This window comes from Klebsiella sp. R445 (assembly GCF_051131755.1).
GTDB lineage: Bacteria > Pseudomonadota > Gammaproteobacteria > Enterobacterales > Enterobacteriaceae > Klebsiella > Klebsiella lignicola.
Map to the genome: position 1 here is coordinate 4,349,898 of NZ_CP180446.1, position 22,768 is coordinate 4,372,665.

General features: G+C 55.4%; 21 protein-coding genes and 5 tRNA genes. 16 read left to right on the forward strand and 10 right to left on the reverse strand.

Going from position 1 to position 22,768, the window contains the following annotated elements; all coding sequences use genetic code 11:
• Positions 1-109 precede the first annotated feature (109 nt).
• From pncC to ACMYSN_RS20625, 16 genes are all read left to right on the forward strand, one after another.
• Positions 110-607 carry a nicotinamide-nucleotide amidase gene (pncC, locus tag ACMYSN_RS20550; RefSeq protein WP_123756803.1) on the forward strand — a complete coding sequence of 166 codons (498 nt, stop codon included), beginning with the start codon at positions 110-112 and terminating at the stop codon, positions 605-607.
• A gap of 80 nt (positions 608-687) precedes the next feature.
• Positions 688-1,752 (forward strand): recombinase RecA, encoded by a 1,065-nt coding sequence (gene recA, locus ACMYSN_RS20555; protein WP_462495996.1) that lies wholly within the window; start codon positions 688-690, stop codon positions 1,750-1,752.
• A gap of 125 nt (positions 1,753-1,877) precedes the next feature.
• Positions 1,878-2,378 carry a regulatory protein RecX gene (recX, locus tag ACMYSN_RS20560; RefSeq protein ID WP_462498302.1) on the forward strand — a complete coding sequence of 167 codons (501 nt, stop codon included), beginning with the start codon at positions 1,878-1,880 and terminating at the stop codon, positions 2,376-2,378.
• 254 nt (positions 2,379-2,632) lie between these two features.
• The gene (gene alaS, locus ACMYSN_RS20565) at positions 2,633-5,260 is read left to right on the forward strand and encodes an alanine--tRNA ligase (RefSeq protein WP_462495997.1); all 2,628 of its coding nucleotides are present in this window, start codon (positions 2,633-2,635) and stop codon (positions 5,258-5,260) included.
• 238 nt (positions 5,261-5,498) lie between these two features.
• Positions 5,499-5,684, forward strand: coding sequence for a carbon storage regulator CsrA (gene csrA, locus ACMYSN_RS20570; RefSeq protein WP_000906486.1), 186 nt, complete (start codon positions 5,499-5,501; stop codon positions 5,682-5,684).
• A gap of 341 nt (positions 5,685-6,025) precedes the next feature.
• Positions 6,026-6,118 (forward strand) — tRNA-Ser (locus ACMYSN_RS20575).
• A gap of 4 nt (positions 6,119-6,122) precedes the next feature.
• A tRNA-Arg gene (locus tag ACMYSN_RS20580) sits at positions 6,123-6,199 on the forward strand.
• Between the two features lie 63 nt (positions 6,200-6,262).
• Positions 6,263-6,339 (forward strand) — tRNA-Arg (locus ACMYSN_RS20585).
• Positions 6,340-6,402: 63 nt separating this feature from the next.
• Positions 6,403-6,479 (forward strand) — tRNA-Arg (locus tag ACMYSN_RS20590).
• A 91-nt stretch (positions 6,480-6,570) separates the two neighbouring features.
• Positions 6,571-6,647 (forward strand) — tRNA-Arg (locus tag ACMYSN_RS20595).
• 187 nt (positions 6,648-6,834) lie between these two features.
• On the forward strand, positions 6,835-7,149 hold the full coding sequence (locus tag ACMYSN_RS20600) for a BON domain-containing protein (protein ID WP_123756806.1): 315 nt from the start codon (positions 6,835-6,837) through the stop codon (positions 7,147-7,149).
• Between the two features lie 120 nt (positions 7,150-7,269).
• Entirely contained in the window at positions 7,270-7,836 is a 567-nt protein-coding gene (yqaB, locus tag ACMYSN_RS20605) for a fructose-1-phosphate/6-phosphogluconate phosphatase (RefSeq protein ID WP_123756946.1), read from the forward strand.
• Positions 7,833-8,261: a YqaA family protein gene (locus ACMYSN_RS20610; protein WP_123756807.1), complete on the forward strand. Its 429-nt coding sequence runs from the start codon at positions 7,833-7,835 to the stop codon at positions 8,259-8,261. The genes yqaB and ACMYSN_RS20610 overlap by 4 nt, the downstream gene beginning before the upstream one ends.
• A gap of 187 nt (positions 8,262-8,448) precedes the next feature.
• Positions 8,449-10,005, forward strand: a complete 1,557-nt coding sequence (gene gshA, locus ACMYSN_RS20615) for a glutamate--cysteine ligase (RefSeq protein ID WP_462495998.1) — start codon at positions 8,449-8,451, stop codon at positions 10,003-10,005.
• 163 nt (positions 10,006-10,168) lie between these two features.
• Positions 10,169-10,684, forward strand: a complete 516-nt coding sequence (luxS, locus tag ACMYSN_RS20620) for an S-ribosylhomocysteine lyase (RefSeq protein ID WP_462495999.1) — start codon at positions 10,169-10,171, stop codon at positions 10,682-10,684.
• 56 nt (positions 10,685-10,740) lie between these two features.
• Complete coding sequence (locus ACMYSN_RS20625; RefSeq protein ID WP_462496000.1) at positions 10,741-11,508, forward strand: AraC family transcriptional regulator; 768 nt, start codon at positions 10,741-10,743, stop codon at positions 11,506-11,508.
• Here the strand turns inward: ACMYSN_RS20625 and leuA are convergent.
• The 10 genes from leuA to nrdF all read right to left on the reverse strand — a co-directional run bounded on the left by leuA (position 11,487) and on the right by nrdF (position 22,763).
• Complete coding sequence (gene leuA / locus ACMYSN_RS20630; protein ID WP_462496001.1) at positions 11,487-13,163, reverse strand: 2-isopropylmalate synthase; 1,677 nt, start codon at positions 13,161-13,163, stop codon at positions 11,487-11,489. The genes ACMYSN_RS20625 and leuA overlap by 22 nt on opposite strands.
• Positions 13,164-13,319: 156 nt before the next feature.
• Positions 13,320-14,858 (reverse strand): multidrug efflux MFS transporter permease subunit EmrB, encoded by a 1,539-nt coding sequence (emrB, locus tag ACMYSN_RS20635; protein ID WP_462496002.1) that lies wholly within the window; start codon positions 14,856-14,858, stop codon positions 13,320-13,322.
• Positions 14,859-14,873: 15 nt separating this feature from the next.
• The gene (gene emrA / locus ACMYSN_RS20640) at positions 14,874-16,046 is read right to left on the reverse strand and encodes a multidrug efflux MFS transporter periplasmic adaptor subunit EmrA (RefSeq protein ID WP_462496003.1); all 1,173 of its coding nucleotides are present in this window, start codon (positions 16,044-16,046) and stop codon (positions 14,874-14,876) included.
• A 130-nt stretch (positions 16,047-16,176) separates the two neighbouring features.
• Complete coding sequence (gene mprA, locus ACMYSN_RS20645) at positions 16,177-16,707, reverse strand: transcriptional repressor MprA (RefSeq protein WP_123756813.1); 531 nt, start codon at positions 16,705-16,707, stop codon at positions 16,177-16,179.
• 90 nt (positions 16,708-16,797) lie between these two features.
• Complete coding sequence (gene ygaH, locus ACMYSN_RS20650) at positions 16,798-17,133, reverse strand: L-valine transporter subunit YgaH (protein ID WP_462496004.1); 336 nt, start codon at positions 17,131-17,133, stop codon at positions 16,798-16,800.
• Complete coding sequence (locus ACMYSN_RS20655; protein WP_462496005.1) at positions 17,123-17,869, reverse strand: AzlC family ABC transporter permease; 747 nt, start codon at positions 17,867-17,869, stop codon at positions 17,123-17,125. The genes ygaH and ACMYSN_RS20655 overlap by 11 nt, the downstream gene beginning before the upstream one ends.
• A 236-nt stretch (positions 17,870-18,105) precedes the next feature.
• Entirely contained in the window at positions 18,106-19,104 is a 999-nt protein-coding gene (proX, locus tag ACMYSN_RS20660; protein WP_462496006.1) for a glycine betaine ABC transporter substrate-binding protein, read from the reverse strand.
• Positions 19,105-19,185: 81 nt separating this feature from the next.
• Positions 19,186-20,250: a glycine betaine/L-proline ABC transporter permease ProW gene (proW, locus tag ACMYSN_RS20665; protein ID WP_123756817.1), complete on the reverse strand. Its 1,065-nt coding sequence runs from the start codon at positions 20,248-20,250 to the stop codon at positions 19,186-19,188.
• Entirely contained in the window at positions 20,243-21,445 is a 1,203-nt protein-coding gene (proV, locus tag ACMYSN_RS20670) for an ATP-binding cassette domain-containing protein (protein WP_462496007.1), read from the reverse strand. The genes proW and proV overlap by 8 nt, the downstream gene beginning before the upstream one ends.
• A gap of 355 nt (positions 21,446-21,800) precedes the next feature.
• On the reverse strand, positions 21,801-22,763 hold the full coding sequence (nrdF, locus tag ACMYSN_RS20675) for a class 1b ribonucleoside-diphosphate reductase subunit beta (RefSeq protein ID WP_462496008.1): 963 nt from the start codon (positions 22,761-22,763) through the stop codon (positions 21,801-21,803).
• Between the last annotated feature and the right edge of the window lie 5 nt (positions 22,764-22,768).

Below are 22,768 nucleotides of genomic sequence, written 5' to 3' on the forward strand. Positions count from 1 at the left end.
GGACCGCTCATTTTTAGATGCCTCCTCGTAAATTCATCACCTCATCCCCATATCTGTGTTGAAAGTGCTATCTTTGATGGCCTCTTTATCTGGCTTAAGAGGGGCGATAATGACTGATTCAGAATTAATGCAGCTGAGCGAGCAGGTCGGGCAGGCGCTGAAAGCGCGCGGCGCGACGGTTACCACCGCGGAGTCCTGTACCGGCGGCTGGGTCGCGAAAACGCTCACGGATGTCGCCGGTAGTTCGGCATGGTTTGAGCGTGGGTTCGTTACCTACAGCAACGAAGCCAAATCGCAGATGATCGGCGTCAGCGAGGTGACCCTGCTGGAGCATGGTGCGGTGAGCGAACCGGTGGTGGTTGAAATGGCGGTGGGCGCGCTGCGCGCGGCTCGTGCCTCCTATGCTGTCTCGGTTAGCGGGATTGCCGGGCCGGATGGCGGCAGCGCCGAAAAGCCGGTGGGTACAGTGTGGTTTGGCGTCGCCAGCGCCAACGGGCAGGGCGTTACCCAGCGTGAATGCTTCGCCGGAGACCGTGAAGCGGTGCGCCGTCAGGCAACGGCTTACGCGCTGAAACTCCTCTGGCAACAATTTCTACAAAACACTTGATACTGTATGACCATACAGTATAATTGCCTCAACAGAACAAAATTTATCACCCGGTTACACCCGGCATGACAGGAGTAAAAATGGCTATCGACGAAAACAAACAGAAAGCGTTGGCGGCAGCACTGGGCCAGATTGAAAAGCAGTTTGGCAAAGGCTCCATCATGCGCCTGGGTGAAGACCGTTCCATGGATGTTGAAACGATCTCCACCGGTTCGCTTTCACTGGATATCGCGCTCGGCGCCGGCGGTTTGCCGATGGGCCGTATCGTCGAAATCTACGGGCCAGAATCGTCCGGTAAAACCACGCTGACTCTGCAGGTCATCGCCGCTGCACAGCGCGAAGGCAAAACCTGTGCGTTTATCGATGCGGAACACGCGCTGGACCCTGTGTATGCACGTAAGCTGGGCGTTGATATCGACAACCTGCTGTGCTCCCAGCCGGACACCGGCGAGCAGGCGCTGGAAATCTGTGACGCGCTGGCACGTTCCGGTGCGGTCGACGTTATCGTGGTTGACTCCGTCGCAGCCCTGACGCCGAAAGCGGAAATCGAAGGCGAAATCGGCGACTCTCACATGGGCCTGGCGGCTCGTATGATGAGCCAGGCAATGCGTAAGCTGGCCGGTAACCTGAAACAGTCCAATACGCTGCTGATCTTCATCAACCAGATTCGTATGAAAATTGGTGTGATGTTCGGCAACCCGGAAACCACCACCGGCGGTAACGCGCTGAAATTCTACGCCTCTGTGCGTCTGGATATCCGTCGTATCGGTGCGGTAAAAGATGGCGACAACGTCGTCGGCAGCGAAACCCGCGTAAAAGTTGTGAAAAACAAAATTGCCGCGCCGTTCAAACAGGCTGAATTCCAGATTCTCTACGGCGAAGGGATCAACTTCTTCGGCGAGCTGGTTGACCTGGGCGTGAAAGAGAAGCTGATTGAGAAAGCGGGTGCGTGGTACAGCTACAACGGCGATAAGATTGGTCAGGGTAAAGCGAATGCGATTTCCTGGCTGAAAGATAATCCGGCTGCGGCGAAAGAGATTGAGAAAAAAGTACGTGAACTGCTGCTGAACAACCAGGACGCCAAACCGGATTTCGTGGTGGACGCTAGTGGTCCGGGTGCTGAAGAAACCCACGAAGATTTCTGATAATCTTCTGAATACCCCGAAGGGCTGCGCATGCAGCCCTTTTGCTTTTGGTTTGTTTTACTCGGCTTGTTTTACTCTGGATTGCCTTACTTTGTATTGTCTTGCTGAGGATTGTCGAGGTGCCTGTGACTGAACCTTCATCCCGCCGTTCCGGTTACGCCCGGCTGTTGGATCGTGCGATTCGTATTCTGGCCATGCGTGACCATAGCGAACAGGAGCTGCGGCGCAAGCTTGCCGCCCCGGTGCTGGGAAAAAATGGCCCCGAAACGCTGGACGTCACGCCGGAAGAGGTCGATACCGTTATTGCCTGGTGTATCGAGAACCGCTACCTCGACGATGGCCGCTTTGTCCGCCAGTTCATTGGTAGCCGCAGCCGGAAAGGGTATGGACCGGCGCGTATCCGTCAGGAACTCAACCAGAAAGGCATCCCGCGTGATGTCAGCGAGAGCGCGATGCGGGAGTGTGATATCGACTGGGCGGCGCTGGCGAAAGAGCAAGCGCAGCGAAAGTATGGCGAACCGCTGCCTGTGACATTTGCCGAGAAAGTTAAAATCCAGCGTTTTTTACTGTACCGCGGCTATTTGATGGAAGATATTCAGGAAATCTGGCGAAATTTTGCAGATTGACCCATCGGGTATTTTACTTCCCCGTGAAGAAAACTTATCTTATTCCCACTTTATTCCGTCCGGTCGCTGAGTGCTGGAAAGGCAGCCAGCGTCCACGACGATTATTCCTTATACACAAAATCATTCACGCTGCATCAAGGTGGCAAGAGAGTGAGTCCTCTGGAGCGTGCATTGGTACGCACCTGCTGGAACGAGCGTAGCCAACGAAGAGGTGACGTGAAGGGTGATGTGTATAGCTTGATTTCAGGATAATTATGAGCAAGAGCACTGCTGAGATCCGTCAGGCGTTTCTCGATTTTTTCCATAGCAAGGGACATCAGGTAGTTGCGAGCAGCTCCCTGGTGCCGCACAACGACCCGACCCTGCTGTTTACCAACGCCGGGATGAACCAGTTCAAGGATGTTTTCCTGGGTCTCGACAAACGTAATTATTCTCGCGCGACAACCTCGCAGCGTTGCGTTCGTGCGGGTGGTAAACACAACGATCTGGAAAACGTCGGTTACACCGCGCGTCACCACACTTTCTTTGAAATGCTGGGTAACTTCAGCTTCGGCGATTACTTCAAGCATGATGCCATTCAGTACGCATGGGAACTGCTGACCGGTGAAAACTGGTTCGCGCTGCCGAAAGATAAACTGTGGGTAACCGTCTACGAAACCGATGACGAAGCCTTCGACATCTGGGCAAACGAAGTCGGTGTTCCGCGCGAACGTATCATCCGCATTGGCGACAATAAAGGCGCGGCCTTCGCTTCTGACAACTTCTGGCAGATGGGCGATACCGGTCCGTGCGGTCCGTGCACCGAGATCTTCTTTGACCACGGCGACCACATCTGGGGCGGGCCTCCGGGAAGCCCGGAAGAAGACGGCGATCGCTACATTGAGATCTGGAACATCGTCTTCATGCAGTTTAACCGTCAGGCTGACGGTACCATGGAGCCGCTGCCGAAGCCGTCTGTCGATACCGGTATGGGCCTGGAACGTATCGCTGCCGTGCTGCAGCACGTGAACTCCAACTACGATATTGACCTGTTCAGCAAGCTGATTGAAAACGTCGCTAAAGTGACTGGCGCCACCGATCTGAGCAACAAATCGCTGCGCGTTATTGCTGACCACATTCGTTCCTGTGCCTTCCTGGTCGCAGACGGCGTGATCCCATCGAATGAAAACCGTGGCTACGTGCTGCGTCGTATCATTCGTCGTGCGGTCCGTCATGGCAACATGGTTGGGGCGAAAGATACCTTCTTCTGGAAACTGGTTGCTCCGCTGATCGACGTGATGGGCGCTGCGGGTGACGAGCTCAAGCAGCAGCAGGCGCAGGTTGAGCAGGTACTGAAAACCGAAGAAGAGCAGTTTGCTCGTACTCTGGAGCGCGGTCTGGCGCTGCTGGATGAAGAGTTGGCTAAGCTGAAGGGCGACACGCTGGATGGCGAAACTGCTTTCCGCCTGTACGATACCTACGGTTTCCCGGTTGACCTGACGGCTGACGTTTGCCGTGAGCGCAACATCAAAGTCGACGAAGCTGGCTTTGAAGCCGCGATGGAAGAGCAGCGCCGTCGTGCGCGTGAGTCCAGCGGTTTTGGCGCAGACTACAACGCGATGATTCGCGTTGACGGTGCTTCTGAATTTAAAGGCTACGATCAGCTGGAACTGAACGCCAGGGTCACCGCGCTGTTTATCGACGGTAAAGCCGTTGATAGCGTGGGGGCAGGTCAGGACGCGGTTGTTATTCTGGATCAAACCCCGTTCTATGCGGAATCCGGCGGTCAGGTAGGCGATAAGGGCGAACTGAAAGGCGCTGGTTTCTCCTTCGTGGTCAACGATGCGCAGAAATACGGCCAGGCTATTGGTCATATCGGTAAACTGACCAGCGGCGCGCTGAAAGTCGGCGACGCGGTGCAGGCTGATGTCGATCAGGCTCGCCGTCAACGTATTCGTCTGAACCACTCCGCGACGCACCTGATGCACGCAGCACTGCGCCAGGTACTGGGTACGCATGTGGCGCAGAAAGGCTCTCTGGTGAATGACAAAGCGCTGCGCTTTGACTTCTCTCACTTCGAAGCCATGAAGCCGGAAGAGATCCGTGCGGTGGAAGATCTGGTCAATGCGCAGATCCGTCGTAACCTGCCGGTTGAAACCAACATCATGGATTTGGACGCGGCAAGAGAGAAGGGCGCAATGGCGCTGTTCGGCGAGAAGTATGACGATCGCGTTCGCGTTCTGAGCATGGGTGATTTTTCTACCGAGCTGTGCGGCGGTACTCACGCCTCACGTACCGGTGATATCGGCCTGTTCCGTATTACGTCCGAGTCTGGTACTGCGGCAGGTGTTCGCCGTATTGAAGCCGTAACTGGTGAAGGCGCAATGGCTAACCTGCATACGCAGAGCGATCTGCTGGGTGATATTGCACAGTTGCTGAAAGGCGATAGCCACAACCTCGGCGATAAAGTGCGTGCCGCGCTGGAACGTACCCGCCAACTGGAAAAAGAGCTGCAGCAGCTGAAAGAGCAGGCGGCAGCGCAGGAGAGCGCAAACCTCTCCAGCAAAGCGGAAGAGATTAATGGCGTTAAACTGCTGGTCAGCGAGCTGGCTGGCGTTGAGCCGAAAATGCTGCGTACCATGGTTGACGATCTGAAGAACCAACTGGGTTCAACGGTTGTCGTGTTAGCCACGGTAGCGGATGGGAAGGTTTCTCTGATTGCCGGTGTGTCTAAGGATGTGACAGATCGTGTGAAAGCAGGGGAGCTGGTTGGTATGGTCGCCCAGCAGGTGGGTGGCAAAGGAGGCGGTCGTCCGGATATGGCTCAGGCCGGTGGTACCGATGCGTCTGCTCTCCCTGCAGCGTTAGCCAGTGTGAAAGGCTGGGTCAGCGCAAAACTGTAATAACTATAAATGCATAGATGCCGTTTTCCCCGGATTACGGTATCTTGCGAGAGAAGCACTGATAACGATAAAGTCGGGTTGAAGTTGTGTATATCGGCTAAACTTAGGTTTAACAGAATGTGATGCCGTGACTGCTTACACCGTATGGTGTTTGTCATCGCTTACTTTTTGGCGTTATATGATGGATAATGCCGGGATACGAGAGACCCGACTCTTTTAATCTTTCAAGGAGCAAAGAATGCTGATTCTGACTCGTCGAGTTGGTGAGACCCTCATGATTGGAGATGAGGTCACTGTGACAGTTTTAGGGGTTAAGGGTAACCAGGTACGTATTGGCGTTAATGCCCCTAAAGAAGTCTCCGTGCATCGTGAAGAGATCTACCAGCGTATCCAGGCTGAAAAATCCCAGCAGTCCAGTTACTAAGGTTTTCGCGCCTCGCGGTTCTGTGAGGCGCATCCCCATTCGGCTTTCGCTCTCTTTTCTTCTGTTTTTCTTCTCTGTTCTCTTTCCTGTCGTCACTTTTTTCGTTCACTGCCCATTATTCTCAACAGTTATCTTTTAGCATCAGCGAGGCGAACCCTCTGAATTCCTGTTGATAAAACACTCTTTTCGCCGTTTTTGCAGTCTAATTGCGCGGTAAGTGTGCAAACGGAAAAAGCGTTCGAAAAATTGTTTGACTTATAAGTACCAGAAAGTAATATGTGCGCCAACGCAGCGACGAAGAGCAGAAACAAGTTCTTCGAAGCACTCGCAAGAGGCGTTGTGGTGAGGTGGCCGAGAGGCTGAAGGCGCTCCCCTGCTAAGGGAGTATGCGGTCAAAAGCTGCATCCGGGGTTCGAATCCCCGCCTCACCGCCATTTTGCATCCGTAGCTCAGCTGGATAGAGTACTCGGCTACGAACCGAGCGGTCGGAGGTTCGAATCCTCCCGGATGCACCATCTTAATCAGTGTGGCAAGTGTTAGTTGTGGCACTGACATGCAGTAAAGAAGTTCTCCCTGATGCATCCGTAGCTCAGCTGGATAGAGTACTCGGCTACGAACCGAGCGGTCGGAGGTTCGAATCCTCCCGGATGCACCATATTAATCAGTGTGACAAGTGTTCGTTGTGGCTCTGACATGCAGTAAAGAAGTTCTCCCTGATGCATCCGTAGCTCAGCTGGATAGAGTACTCGGCTACGAACCGAGCGGTCGGAGGTTCGAATCCTCCCGGATGCACCATCTTCTTCGAAATAACAGCTTGTTGTTTCATGGTCTGCGAAATTATCGCCAGTACCATAGAAGTTAATGTAGTAAAGAAGTTCTCCCTGATGCATCCGTAGCTCAGCTGGATAGAGTACTCGGCTACGAACCGAGCGGTCGGAGGTTCGAATCCTCCCGGATGCACCATATTCTCCAGGTCCAAACCCCAAATCATTCATCCGTTCTCTGTTTGCCTTTTCTGGCTATCATCAGCACTGATTATCCTTCAAACGCCGTTTTTAAATTTTTTTCATTGGCAAGTGACTCTTTCCTCTATAATTTACCTGAATATATCGATCTGATTCAGGTGAGATAAGTGCAAGGAGAGAAATCCATGAAATGGTTCAAAGCAATACCTGCGTTTTGCGCGACGCTTCTGGTGGCCGTATCGTTAGCTGGCTGTGCGGGATCGTCCACAAAGGAAAGTACCGGTGGCTATATCGACGATACCGTCGTGACAACGAAAGTCAAAACTGCACTGTTTAACGAAAAGGACATTAAGTCCTCTGAAATCAGCGTGCAGACCTTTAAAGGACGCGTTCAGCTGAGCGGCTTTGTTTCATCAACGAAAGATGCCAGCCGAGCGGTGGAAGTGACCCGTCGGGTGCAGGGCGTTCGTTTGGTTGAGAATGATTTAAAAATCAAATAAGCCACGACATTGATACGATAAAGGCGCCTGATGGCGCCTTTATGGCGTAAAGTGCCGGCCGCGACAACCTGCGCCTTTTGCGATAAAGTAACGTTTTCTTATCCGGTTTGTGAGAACACGATGTACGAACGTTACGCAGGACTGATCTTTGATATGGATGGTACCATTCTCGATACCGAACCAACGCATCGTAAAGCGTGGCGCGAGGTGTTGGGCCGGTATGGCATGCGTTTCGACGAGCAAGCGATGGTCGCACTCAACGGTTCTCCGACCTGGCGTATTGCCCAGGCGATTATCGAGCTGAATAGCGCGGATTTAAACCCTCATGAGCTGGCGCGGGAAAAAACCGATGCCGTGAAGAGCATGCTGCTGGACAGCGTGCGCCCCTTACCGCTGATTGAGGTGGTCAAGGAATGGCACGGGCGTCGCCCGATGTCGGTAGGCACCGGCAGCGAGAGCGCTGTCGCAGAGGCACTGCTGGCACATCTCGGCCTGCGTCACTATTTTTCGGCGGTTGTGGCCGCCGATCATGTCGAACATCATAAACCCGCCCCTGATACCTTCCTTCTGTGCGCTGAGCGCATGGGCGTGGCAGCGGAAAAATGCGTTGTCTTTGAAGATGCGGACTTTGGTCTGCAGGCGGCGAAGCGCGCGGGGATGGATGCTGTCGACGTGCGCTTGCTGTGAGCGACGCGCTGTCGCTAGCCTCGCTGTTTGCCAGTAGCTTTTTGAGCGCGACATTATTGCCCGGCAACTCAGAAGTGGTGCTGATTGCTATGCTACTTACGGGAGCAAGTCAACCGTGGGCTCTGGTTTTAATAGCAACAATCGGCAATAGCCTTGGAGGGGTAACTAACGTTATTCTGGGGCGCTTGTTTCCGCTGCGCAAAACATCGCGCTGGCAGGAAAAAGCATCCGGCTGGCTAAAGCGCTACGGCGCGGTCACATTATTATTAAGCTGGGCACCGGTTATCGGTGATTTGCTGTGTCTGCTGGCGGGATGGATGCGCATCTCGTGGGGACCGGTACTTTTTTTCTTATGCCTTGGTAAAGCGCTACGCTACATCGTCATTGCGGTGGTAACGCTTCAGGGTATGACGTGGTGGCACTAATTGTGGAACTAAGACTATCCCGGCAGGCCATTTTACTGGCTATTTTGTCGCGCTGCTAAGCCCGACATCGCCAGACTTCGGCACTCGCATGCGAACTGGCGGTAACAATAATATCTTCTGGGATAGCCTGTATGGTCACCATTACAATTATGCTTATTCAAACGATTTCGACAGGCGGGAGGTCAAATTGATCCCGGACGTATCACAGGCGCTGGCCTGGCTGGAAAAAAATCCACAGGCCCTGCAGGGTATTCAACGTGGTCTTGAGCGCGAAACATTGCGCGTCAATGCCGATGGTTCACTGGCAACCACTGGTCACCCTCAGGAACTGGGCGCGGCGCTGACCCACAAATGGATTACCACCGATTTTGCCGAAGCGTTGCTGGAGTTTATTACGCCAGTTGATGGCGATATTCAGCATATGCTTACCTTTATGCGCGATGTGCATCGCTACACCGCACGCCACATCGGCGATGAGCGGATGTGGCCGCTGAGCATGCCTTGCTATATTGCCCCAGGTCAGGATATTGAACTGGCGCAGTACGGGACTTCGAATATTGGCCGTCTGAAAACGCTGTATCGCGAAGGGCTGAAGAACCGCTATGGGGCGCTGATGCAAACCATCTCCGGCGTCCACTATAACTTCTCGCTGCCGATGGCATTCTGGCAGGCGAAGTGCGGCGTTGTGGATGCGGAAAGCGGCAAAGAGGCGATCTCTGCAGGCTATTTCCGTTCTATCCGTAACTACTACCGCTTCGGCTGGGTGATTCCGTACCTGTTCGGCGCATCGCCGGCTATCTGCTCGTCATTCCTGCAGGGCAAACCGACGACGCTCCCGTTTGAGGAAGCGAAGAACGGCATGTACTACTTGCCGTACGCCACCTCGCTGCGCCTGAGCGACCTGGGTTATACCAATAAGTCGCAAAGCAATCTCGGTATTACGTTTAACGATCTGCATGAGTATGTGGCAGGATTGAAGCGGGCGATTAAAACGCCGTCGGAAGAGTATGCCCGGATTGGCCTTGAGAAAGACGGCAAGCACCTGCAAATCAACAGCAATATTCTGCAGATTGAGAACGAGCTGTACGCGCCTATTCGTCCGAAGCGGGTAACCCGCAGCGGAGAGACGCCATCTGACGCCCTGTTGCGCGGTGGCATTGAATATATCGAAGTGCGTTCGCTCGATATTAACCCGTTCTCACCGATTGGCGTCGATGAGCAGCAGGTGCGTTTCCTCGATCTGTTTATGGTCTGGTGCGTACTGGCTGATGCGCCGGAAATGAGCAGCGATGAGCTGCTGTGCACGCGTACTAACTGGAATCGCGTGATTCTGGAAGGGCGTAAACCGGGTCTGACCTTGGGCATCGGCTGCGAAAGCGCGCAGTTCCCGCTGGCTAAAGTCGGTAAAGACCTGTTCCGCGATTTGCGTCGCGTCGCGCAGACCTTAGATAGTATTCACGGTGGTGAAGCCTACCAGCAGGTGTGCGATGAGCTGGTTGCCAGCTTTGACGATCCGGAATTAACTTTCTCAGCACGCGTCCTGCGTTCTATGCTTGAAGAAGGGATTGGTGGCACCGGTCGGGCGCTGGCCGATCAATACCGGACGATGCTGCGCGAAGAGCCGCTGGAAATTTTGCGTGAAGAGGATTTTATCACTGAACGTGAATCTTCGGTGGTACGTCAGCAGAAGATGGAAGCGGAAGATAGTGAGCCGTTTTCAGCCCTGTTAGCGCGACACGCGTAGCAAAAAGCAGTACAAAAGAAAAAGGCCACATCAATGTGGCCAAACTTTCATCTCTGATTCAGGGATGATGATGATAATAAATGCGCGTCTTTCATATACTCAGACTTGCGGGTGTACAAAGAGTTCATTTTATTTTAAAAAAAATCACTATCGGAGGTGAAGAATGCCGTTGTTAGATAGTTTCACAGTCGACCATACCCGCATGGAAGCACCGGCGGTGCGCGTTGCGAAGAAAATGAACACGCCACACGGCGATGAAATTACCGTTTTCGACCTGCGTTTCTGCGTGCCAAACCAGGAAGTAATGCCGGAAAGAGGGATCCACACTCTTGAGCACCTGTTCGCGGGCTTCATGCGCGATCACCTGAACGGCAATGGTGTGGAAATTATCGATATCTCTCCGATGGGCTGCCGCACCGGCTTCTATATGAGCCTGATCGGTACACCAGACGAGCAGCGCGTAGCAGATGCCTGGAAAGCGGCGATGGCCGACGTGCTGAAAGTTAAAGAGCAGAAGCAAATTCCTGAACTGAACGTTTACCAGTGCGGTACCTATACCATGCACTCGCTGGAAGAAGCTCAGGACATTGCGCGTCATATCATCGAGCGCGACGTGCGTATCAACAGCAACGATGACCTGGCTCTGCCGAAAGAAACACTGCAAGAACTGCATATCTAGTGCTTCTGTGTCGGTCCGGCGTTCTTCGCCGGGCCGCTATTCCTGCGCCGCCATCCATGTCGACGACCTCAACCTTCTCTTTTCAGCACCGCGCTCTGGTGCCGTTTGCCCATGATTACGCCCACGGCGAGAGCGAACCGTGGCATCAGCATGACTGTGCCCAGCTGCTGCATATCCTCTGCGGCGTGGTACGGGTCGATACGCCGGTGGGTTACTGGGTGGTACCGCCCGGACGCGGCGTCTGGCTACCGGCGGGGACGCCCCACGCGCTGCGGATCACCGGTAAAGTCGCGGCCCGAACGCTGTTTATCGATCCCCTGGCGCGAGCCGATCTCCCGTCCACGTGCCAGATCGTGCAGATCACCCCGCTGCTGCGTGAACTGATCGTCAGTTCGCTGGCGCTGGGCGAGCGTTATGAACCCGGTAGCCGTGACGAACGGATCTATGAATTAATTCTCGATGAGATCCGCGGCATGACGGTGCTGCCGTTTGGCCTTGTGGAGCCCCAGAGCGAGGCCCTGCGCCGTTTGTGTCAGAAGGTCCGCGAGATGCCGGGGGAAGCCTGGAGCAGCCAGCAGGCGGCGAAAGAGAGCAACATGAGCGAACGAACGCTGAACCGCCACTTTCAGCAGCAGACCACGCTGACCTGGAGTGAATGGGTGCGCCGGGCGAAGCTAATGGAAGCGCTGGTTCGCCTGGCGCAGGGGCAGTCGGTGTTACGCGTGGCGCTGGATCTGGGCTATGGCAGCCACAGTGCCTTCAGCGCCATGTTTCGTCGGGTCATAGGCGTCGCCCCCAGCGACTATTTCCGCCCGCCGGCGTGATCGCCTGCGCTGAGCGCATTGCACAACGCCTGTAGTGAGGCGCGCGCCACATCATTATCGATGCCCACGCCCCAGTTGCTGACGCCGTTGGGGAAGATGCAGCGGATATAGGCCACCGAACGGCTGTCGCTGCGTTCGCCGAGGGTATGTTCATGGTAATCCTTTATCACGAACGGTTGCTTCAGCAACGCGCTGAGGCCGCTGGCGGCGGCAGAGAGCAGACCGTTGCCGCGCCCCTGAAGCCGTCGCGTCTCGCCATTAACCCGCAGCGTAGCCTGTAAGGAAAGCTGGCCGTCCTGCTGGCTGTCGCTTTGATAATCCAGCAGCATCAGCGGCGAGCCCTCGAGCAGCCCGTAACGGGAGCGGAACAGCTGCCACAGCGCATTCTGGGTCATCTCTTTACCGTGGCTATCGGTTTCCTGCTGCACGTGGAGGCTGAAATCTTGCTGTAACGCCCGGGGCAGCTTCAGCCCGTGATTCTGTTCGATCAGCCAGGCGCTGCCGCTCTTGCCGGACTGGCTGTTGACGCGGATAACCGCTTCATAGCTACTGCCAATGTCCTGCGGATCGACGGGCAGGTAGGGCATTTCCCAGTGCTCGCCGGGTTTACGGGCATCGAATCCTTTCTTAATGGCGTCCTGGTGCGAACCGGAGAAGGCGGTATAGGCGAGACTGCCGGCCCACGGATGGCGGGGATGCACCGGCAGCTGATTACAATGCTCGACCACTTCCACCACCCGGTTCATCTCCGGGAAGGTAAGCTGCGGAGCAATGCCCTGGCTGTAGAGATTCATCGCCAGCGTGACCAGGCAGACGTTACCGGTGCGCTCACCGTTACCGAACAGACAGCCTTCGACGCGGTCAGCCCCGGCCATCACCGCCAGCTCGGCGCTGGCAACGCCGGTCCCGCGGTCATTATGAGGATGAACGCTGATGCAGACCTCGGCGCGACGGGAGAAGTGGCGGCAGAAATACTCGATCTGGTCGGCGTAAACGTTCGGGGTATTGACCTCGACGGTGGCGGGCAGGTTGATGATCATCGGCCGTTCCGCGCAAGGCTGCCAGATATCCGCCACCGCTTCGCAGATTTCCAGCGCAAAGTCGGCTTCGGTAAAGCAGAAGGTTTCCGGCGAATATTCATATTGCCAGCGGGTGTCCGGCTGCGCTTCGCACTGCTCGCGGATCAGGCGGGTGGCACGGGTGGCGAGGGCCACCACCTGCGCTTTATCCATGCCAAATACCAGCTTGCGGAACAGCGGCGCGGTGGCGTTATACAGATGGACAGTGGCGTGATGGGCGCCGCGCAGCGATTCAAAGGTACGCAGGATCAGGTCTTCCCGCGCCTGGGTCAGGACCTGGATCGTGACATCCTGCGGAATACGTTGTTCATCGATCAGCTGGCGGACGAAGTTGAAATCGGTCTGCGAAGCAGACGGAAACGCCACTTCAATTTCTTTAAATCCGCACTCCAGCAGCAGATTCCAGAACTGCAGTTTGCGGGCGCCGTCCATCGGTTCGGCCAGTGCCTGGTTGCCGTCGCGCAGGTCGGTGGACAGCCAGCGAGGCGCGCGGGTGATGGGGTTGTCCGGCCAGCGGCGGTCGGGCAGGGAAATCGGCGGCCAGGGACGATATTTTTCGCCAGGGTTTGTCAGCATGATGCTCTCCTTGTGTCGGTTCTTTATCCTGCAGAAACACCGAGAGGGGCGCTTTATCAAAGCGGACAGAAACTAGCGAGAACTGGACAATGTGGCTTTATCGCGCGCCATAAAAAAAGGGATCCGCAGATCCCTTTTGATGACAGATGTTGGCCGCTAATGCGCGCCACCGCCGCCGCCGCCGGCGCTAAACGGCGGTTTCGCAAACCACACCAGTCCGAGCAGGAGGATAAAGATCGCCGCCGAGAACCAGAAAATTTCGTTGGCGGAAATAATCAGCCCCTGGTTGGTGATCTGCTGGGCTATCCAGCCCGATGCCTGCTGCTGGGTTAACCCGAGCCCCTGCAGTTGATCGTACATCTGCTGGGCGTTGGGGTTATATGGCGTCACCGATTCGGTAAGCTGCGCATGGTGCAGCGCCTCGCGGTTGGTCCACATGGTGGTGGTGATCGAGGTCCCGATTGACCCCGCCAGCGTGCGGGTGAAGTTCGACAGGCTCGATGCCGCCGCCAGCCGCTCCGGCGGCAGGCCGGACAACGTGATGGTGGTCAGCGGCATAAAGAAGCAGGCCACCGCAAAGCCCTGGATAAACTGCGGCCAGGCCGATGCGCCGAAGTCCATACCGGGCTCGAAGGTCCACGCGCGCCAGTAGAAGCAGACCGCGTACATGATAAAGCTGAAAGTCACCAGCCGGCGCATATCCAGCTTATGGGCGAAGCGGCCGATAATCGGCGACAGGATGACCGGGATAATCCCCACCGGCGCGGAGGCCAGCCCTGCCCAGGTGGCGGTATAACCGTAGACCTCCTGCAGCAGTTGCGGCAGCAGCACGATGGCGCCGAAGTAGAGCATGTAGGCGAGGCTGATACACAGGCAGCCGATGGTGAAGTTTCGCGATTTAAAGAGCGAGAGATCCACTATCGGGTTGTCGTCGGTCAACTCCCAGACAATCAGGAAGCTGATAGCGACCACCGCCACAATCGTCAGAATGATAATCTCGTTTGAGGCGAACCAGTCCAGCTCCTTGCCGCGGTCGAGCATCACCTGCAGGCTACCGATACCGATAACCAGCAGCGCCAGACCCACGCCGTCAATCCGCCGCTGTTCGGTTCTGGTTTCGCGGCTACGCAGCGTCTGCAGCGTCATGACGACCACCGCGACGCCAATCGGGACGTTGATAAAGAATATCCAGCCCCAGTGGTAGTTATCGCTGATGTAGCCGCCGAGAATCGGCCCGCAGATTGGCGCGACGATCACCGTCATCGACCACAGCGCCAGCGCAATGGAGCGTTTTGCCGGCGGGTAGTTGCTGAGCAGCAGACTTTGCGAAAGCGGAATCAGCGGACCGGCGACGATCCCCTGAATAACGCGGAAGAAAATCAGCATCGACAGGCTGTTGGACATCCCGCAGGCCCAGGAGGCGATAGCAAATGCCACCGTAGACCACATGAACAGCTTCACTTCCCCGACGCGCTTGGCCAGCCAGCCGGTGATCGGAATGGAGATCGCGTTCGCCACCCCGAACGAGGTAATCACCCAGGTTCCCTGGCTCAACGATGAACCGAGGTTACCGGCAATGGTTGGAATTGCCACGTTGGCGATGGTGGAGTCCAGCACCTGCATGAAGGTCGCAAGCGACAGCGCAATGGTCATGATGACCAGTTGCGCGCCTTCCAGCGGTTTTTGCTGTTGCATTACGCTCACCCCGAATTATCCCGCGTTCGCCTGGATGATACCGTCGATCAGTTTGTTCACCGGCGCCAGGCCGATTTCACGGGCGTTACTTTCATAAACCGGAGTTTTACGGGTCTGGTTCGACAGCATCTCGCCGCCGCGATCGGTGGTGTTGACCTCAACCAGCGTGGAGAGACCAATGCGCAGCGGGTGTTCCGCCAGCTGTTTGGCATCCAGCTCGATACGTACCGGCAGACGCTGGACGACTTTGATCCAGTTCCCGGTGGCGTTCTGCGCCGGCAGCAGTGAGAACGCACTACCGGTGCCCATATCCAGCCCTACGACCTTGCCGGTGTATTTCACGTCATCGCCATAGATGTCGCTGATGACGGTGGCTTCCTGGCCGATGCGCATATGCGCCAGCTGGGTCTCTTTAAAGTTAGCGTCGATCCACAGATTGGTCGCAGGTACTACGGCCATCAGCGGCGTGGTCGGGCTGATTTGCGCCCCCGGCTGCACCGAACGACGAGAAACATAACCGCTGATAGGGCTGACGATCTGTGTACGTTGCAGCGCAAGCCAGGCGTTACGGACGTCAGTTGCTGCCTGGAGAACCGCAGGCTGCTGTTCCAGGCGGGTGCCCAGTACGATGGCCTGGTTGGCGTTGAATTGCTGGATAGCGACGTCCAGCTCAGCTTGTGCGCTGGCGACGGTATCGCGAGAGTGCTGCAGCTCTTCGCGGCCAATCAGGTTGGCCGCGCCCAGTGGGATTCGACGGTTAAGGTCAGCCTGTGCCTGAGACAGCGCGGTTTTCTTAACGTCGATACTGGCCTGTAGCTGCTTGCTGTTGATCATCTGCTGGCGGGTCTGACGCACGCTGGCGGCCAGCTGAGTTTGCGCTTTTTCAAAGGCTTGTTGGGCGTCGGTCTGGTCAAGGGTGACCAGGGTATCGCCTTTTTGCACGAAATCGGTGTTGTCGGCCCAGACTTTCGTCACGCTGCCGGACACCTGTGCCATGATTTGAACCTGGTTCCCTGCCACGTATGCATCATCGGTTTCTTCATAATGACGCAGTACTAAAAACCAATAAATACCGTATGCCACGGCAACAATAATAAAGAGCAATGTCAGCAATAAAAGGGCGCCCTTGCGCTTGCCTTTCTTGCTGTTCGGTTGCTGCGGGATTGGGCTCTCCGCATTTGCGCTCATGTTATTCTCCACGATCTTATTATTTCACATCGGCTGAGCCGACCTGTTTATCAGACAGGCCAGCAGATAATCTGCTGGCCTGTCTGTTTTTCCTTGTTAATCCAGAAAAGTTTTTGAGCGGTTCCCGCGCTTAGCGCAGCGACTCCGCAACCACGCCATCCTCTTCCATCTGGTCAAGGCGACCTAACAGTTTGCGGGTGATGTGTTCGAGCTGATCTTTCTCGCTGGTGCTTAAAGAAGACCAGAGCTGATGCAGGCAGTTGTGCTGCGGCGGTAAGACTTCACGTAAAAACTGATGACCTTTATCGGTCAGTTGCAGATGCAGGCAGCGGCGATCGTTATCGCTTTCACGGCGTTCAATCCAGCCGCGCTTTTCCAGTTCATCGGCAATACGCGTGGCGTTGGTACGTGAAGAACCCAGCGCACAGCTCAGCTCGGAAGGCTGAATGCTGTGGTTTTCCTGAGACTCAAGGGTTATCAACGCCATAAATAATGTCTCGTTAATTCCCTGCGCTTTCAGCATCTTATTACGATTTTCCAACAGCTTACCTTGCATGTGCATGCAGAGGCGAGTGAGTAAAATCTCCTGGAAGGGGAAATCTTCGTGGCGGCTGGCGCGGAACTTGAGCATTTGCTCAATGGGAGTAAACGAACTATCCATTAGGGTATGACCTCATTAATTACAGCCGATATAATAACTATTGTGACAAATAAATCAAATGAATTATTGACTAAAATTGATACGTTAAACTTAGATCAACGTCGTGATTTTCCATGCTATTCCGTAGGCTAACGCGCTGAGCAGCGTCGGAAAAATGATGCTTCGCGTCTTCCAGAACGCCAGCCCCAGTACCGCAAATCCCACCAGGGTCGGCAGCAGCCGCCGGGCGTCGCTGAGGATTTCCGGGACGCTGGAGACGACCAGCAGGGCGCAGATAGAAGCGATACCGATGGTATCGAGCAGGACGCTGACCGGACCACGGCGCGTAGGCCGTGCGTTATCCGCCCGCAGGCGTAGGGGCAGGTAGCGGAACAGATAGTTCACGCAGCCGACCACGATGCCGATAATCAGGACGTTACTGTTCATCGGGCATCCCCTGAATACTGGCCTGAATCAGCGCGACCAGACAGCCGCAGACGATCCCGGCGAGGATAGCCGCCGGAATAGAAAACAGAATAATGCCGCCCATCGCACCCACCAGTGCCGCCAGCACGCTGAGGGACTGTTTGCGCTGGAAGGAGGCCAGCAGGAAGCTCAAAAACAGCGCCGGGAGCATAAAGCCGAGTGCCGCTTCTACCGCTGGATAACCAGCCAGCAGGCCGCTACCGGAGTAAGCTCCGAGCAGCGTGCCGAACACCCAGGATATCCAGGAGGTGAAGGCGATACCCAGCATCCAGTTTTCGCTCCAGCGGCGGTTATCGCGCACCAGCTTCGCGGTGGCGGCGGCGAAGACCTCATCCGTCAGACCAAAGGCCCAAAGCGCGGTTTTCCGCTTATCAAGCGCGCGGTGAATACGGCTGCGCAGCGAGGGACCGTACAGGACATGGCGCACATCCATCGCCATCACGGTGAGGGCGGCGACCCAGAGCGAACTGCCGGCGGCAATCATTGCGGTGATGACAAACTGGCTGGCGCCAGCGTAGATAATGCAGGAAAAGAACAGGCTTTCCAGCGGCGTAAAGCCGAGTCGGGTGGCATTCATACCAAAGGCAAAAGCGACAGGAATATAGCTGATCACAATCGGCAGGCTGTCTTTAATCCCTTCAGAAAGCGTGGCTTCGCTGGCCGTGGAGGCGGGCGTCACTGCGGCGGGTTTTTCCATTTAGCGTTATTTATTGATAACTCACGTGAATGTCACATGATTGAACAGGTCGGACTACCTTAGCAGAGAGCTGGATGCATTTATACCCTTCATCCTTCAAGTTGTTTGGGGGTTGGCTGCACCCGCTATTCGGCTCAACTCGAATTATTTTGGGTATATGCCTTGATGAGTCGGGGCAATAGCGTGAGGTGATGGCAGACCCGAAGCGCGTGCGGCGCTCCGGGTCAGTATCGTGATTACTTCTGCGCCGCCAGCGCTTCTTTTATCCAGCCGTCAAACTGCTGCTGGTGGGCTTTGATCCAGCCGTCAACGTGACCCTGGATATCGGCTTCTGACGAATGACCTTCATGCATCATCGCGTTTTCGGCGTTAACGTCGCTAATCGGCAGCTTCATGATGCTGAACAGTTTCGCCGCCGCCGGGTTTTTCTCAGCCCAGGCTTTGTTGGCTACAATATGCATGGTGCTGACCGGGAAGCCGTAGTTGGCACCGTTCGCCAGCTTGGTGTCGATATTTTTCTGCACGCCCGGCAGGGAAGAGAACGGCACCTGCAGCCAGACCACATCTTTACCCGGTTTCAGCACGTCGCTGACCCAGTACGGCGTCCAGGTGTAGTAGATGACCGGTTTCCCTTCTTTATAGCGGGCGATGGTGTCGGCCATCATTGCCGCGTAGTTCCCCTGATTGTGTACCACCGTCTTGCTCAGACCATAGGCATCAATCTGGTGGTTGATCACCGCTTCGCAGCCCCAGCCTGGAGTACAGCCGGTGAGATCGGCCTTGCCGTCGCCGTTGGTATCAAACAGTTTGGCGATTTTCGGGTCTTTGAGCTGATCGATAGATTTGATGTGGTACTGCTCGGCGGTCTTTTTATCGATCAGGTAGCCCTGTGCCGCACCGTTCACATACACGCCTTCTCGATAGAAGCTTTTGTCACCGCCAGCGGCGGCGTACATGTCGTCATGCAGCGGCTGCCAGTTAACGGCGGTAAAGGTGGCATCCCCTGAGGCAAGTGAGGTGTAGCCAACGTTATAGTCAACTTCACTCGGCTTATCGACGGTGTAGCCCAGTTTTTCCAGGGCACGGCTGACTAACAGCGTCTGGAAGGTCTCTTCCGAAATGGTGCTCTGGATCGGTTTAACGGTGATGCCTTTCCCCGGCAGGTCGGCCGCCCAGGCGGCGCTGGTGGCAAGCAGAGTGGCAAGTGCGGTAGTAATAATCGTGTTATGTCGCATCGTTATTCCTTATTTAAAGAGAGGAAAACTGCAGGCCCGGCCGGCGTGATACGACCGGGCAATGAGAAGTTCAATGAGAAGTTACTGACGGAAAGGACGAGTAATTAGCCCCAGAGGACCGGTTGCGTACCAGCGGCGGTTGCCCCGGCTACGGGAATCGCGGCCTACGGCCTGGGTCAGGCGGTCGAGAATAATCGCCAGAATGACGATCCCGACGCCACCGACGCTCGCCAGCCCCATATCAAGACGGCCGATCCCGCGCAGTACCATCTGGCCCAGACCCCCGACGGCGATCATCGAGGCGATAACCACCATCGACAGCGCCAGCATCAGGGTCTGGTTAACCCCGGCCATAATGGTCGGCATGGCCAGCGGCAGCTGGACCTTGAACAGCAACTGGCGCGGGCTGGCACCGAACGAGCGTGACGCTTCAATCAGATCGGCAGGAACCTGGTTAATCCCGAGGATCGTCAAACGGACGATTGGCGGCAGGGCGAAGATAATGGTCACCACCACCCCCGGCACGTTGCCGATACCGAACAGCATGACAATCGGCACCAGGTAGACGAACGCCGGCGTGGTCTGCATGGCATCCAGCATGGGGCGGATAATTTTGGCCGCCCGGGGGCTGCGCGCCAGCCAGATCCCCAACGGGAGTCCTATCAGCATACAGAACAGCAGGGCGGTCAAAACCAGCGCCAGCGTCACCATGGCCTGCGACCAGGCACCGATAGCGCCGATCGCCACCAGGGAAATCAGCGTTGCCACGCCCATGCCGACGCTGGAGATTTGCCAGGCGATCAGGGCGAACAGCACGATGGCTACCGGTGCCGGCATCCCTAACAGCAGCTGCTGGAAGGCGCTGAGGATATAGTCCACCGGTACGCGGATGCCCTGGAATACCGGGCGGAAGTGGACCACGATCCAGTCAATCCCGTGGGTCACCCAGCTGTCGAGCGGGATCAGGGTATGGTGGAACGGATCCATAATATTAAAGTGTTCCGGCTGTGGCGCGGGTGCGCTATTGAGCCAGTCTGCACCGCCGCCATCGGTCGGTGCGGCTGCCGGCGTGCCCCAGGCATCGGCAGATTGTGCGGCGCTGTCCGCCGCCGGTGTGGTGTCCCACGGATTCGATTGATCAGCCATTGTTTGCCCCCTCGCGATCTAAAGCTTTCAGCAACATTCCTTTCGAAATAATGCCGATGTACTGTTGCCCTTCATCCACCACCGGGACCGCGCACGGTGCCTGGCCGACGTGGGAGAGCAGGTCGCTCAGCGACGTTTGTGCATCCACCGCCTGCGGGGATTCGAGTAACGCCGCGTCAATTCCCTGACCTTCGCTCAATGCTGATTTCAGTGAATCAATAGAGACAATGCCGACAAACTTATTACCGCGTTCAATCACATAACCATATTCACGGTCCTGGTCCTGCAATAATTTCATTGCAGAGCGGGGGCCGATGCCCGGCGTTTTACGAATTAAGCCGACGGGGCTACGACGTGCAATATCTTTGGCGCTAAATACCTGGCTAATATCGACGCCACGGAAGAAGGTTTTCACATAATCATTGGCAGGATTATTGAGAATTTCATCCGGGGTACCGACCTGAATCACTTCGCCATTTTGCATGATGGCAATACGATCGCCAATGCGCATAGCCTCATCAAGATCGTGGGAAATAAAGACCACGGTACGTTGATGTTTCGCCTGTAATTTTGTCAGCTCATCCTGCATTTCAGTACGAATTAATGGGTCGAGGGCCGAGAAGGCTTCATCCATTAATAATATATCGGGGTTGATAGCCAGGGCGCGGGCGAGACCGACGCGCTGGCGCATCCCGCCGGACAATTCATCCGGGTAGGCGTGAGCATAGGTTTCCAGACCGACCTGGCGCAGCGCGTCCAGAGCGTTCTGCTGGCGTTGCTGGGTTGGAACCCCCGCCAGTTCCATGCCGAAGGCGGCATTGTCCAGAACCGTCATGTGCGGCATCAGCGCAAATGACTGAAATACCATAGCGATCTTTTTTCTGCGCACCTCGCGAAGTTCAGCTTCTGAGATTTTGGCGATATCGACGCCATCGATCAGCACCTGTCCGCGGGTAGGTTCAATCAGGCGATTGAGAAGGCGAACCATGGTGGATTTTCCTGAGCCGGAAAGCCCCATGATGACGAATATCTCGCCTTCTTCAATGGTCAGACTGGCGTCTTTTACGCCAAGCGAAAGTCCCGTTTTTTCCAGTAGTTGCTCTTTGGTAAATCCTTTTTCAATATATTTGAACGCTCGCTGTGGGTGCTCGCCAAATATCTTATAGAGATTCTTAATTTCTAATTTAATTGCCATGCAATAAAGAGTTTCCTGTTATTTATATTATATCAATATAGTACCTGATGGAGATAATGACCTTTTTACACCCTAACATACTCAGATTCTGTGACAACCCTCAATGTCCCGCGGAAGCTGACATTGGGCAGGCGGAGTTCCGCGAATTCCCCGTGACATAAGGGCTGAGCGTTGATTCACAAAAGGTAATATTTTTTGATGATGGCTGGATAATAATTGGTAAACCACGTGATTCCTGCTGAATATTGCGGCAATGTTTCAGTCAAATATCACGTGGATTATTTTGTGTAATGAAAGGTAATTATGTGAAATAGATCACCAGGGAATAAACGCTAATCCCCTGGTGAAATAAGGGTTAAAAATCCCAATCGTCGTCGGCGGTTTCTTCGGTTTTTCCCATGACATAGGAGGAGCCGGAACCGGAGAAAAAGTCGTGGTTTTCATCGGCGTTTGGCGAAAGGGCCGCCAGAATTGCCGGGTTAACTGCGGCCATCTCCGCCGGGAATAAGGCCTCATAGCCGAGGTTCATCAGCGCTTTATTGGCGTTGTAGCACAGGAAGGCGTTGACCTCCTCGCCCCAGCCGCTGTCAGCGTACAGCTCCTGGGTATAGGCCAGCTCGTTTTCATACAAATCCATCAGCAGATCGAGGGCGAACTGCTTCAGCTGCTCGCGGGTTTGCGCATCGACGCTCTCCAGCCCTTTTTGGTACTTATAGCCGATGTAATACCCGTGCACTGCCTCATCGCGAATAATTAAGCGAATCAGGTCGGCGGTATTGGTCATCTTGCCGCGGCTGGAAAAGTACATCGGCAGCCAGAAACCGGAATAGAAGAGGAACGATTCGAGAAACACGCTGGCGATTTTTTTCTTCAGCGGGTTATCCGCCTGATAGTACTCGAGCATCAGGCGGGCTTTATGCTGAAGCGAGACGCTTTCTTCGCTCCAGGCATAGGCGGCATCAACATCTTTGGTCTGGCATAAGGTCGAGAAAATCGAGCTGTAGGAGCGGGCATGCACCGCTTCCATAAAGCTGATGTTAGAGAGTACCGCCTCTTCATGCGGGGTGATCGCATCTGCCATCAGCGCCGGCGCGCCGGTGGTGTTCTGAATCGTATCGAGCAGCGTCAGCCCGGTGAACACGCGAATGGTTAGCTGCTGCTCCACCGCCGTCAGCGCCTGCCAGGCGGGAATATCGTTGGACAGCGGCACCTTTTCTGGCAGCCAGAAGTTGCTGGTCAGGCGGTTCCACACCTCCAGGTCCTTATCGTCCTCGATGTTGTTCCAGTTAATGGCGCGAATACGCGATAAATGGGTCATCCTGT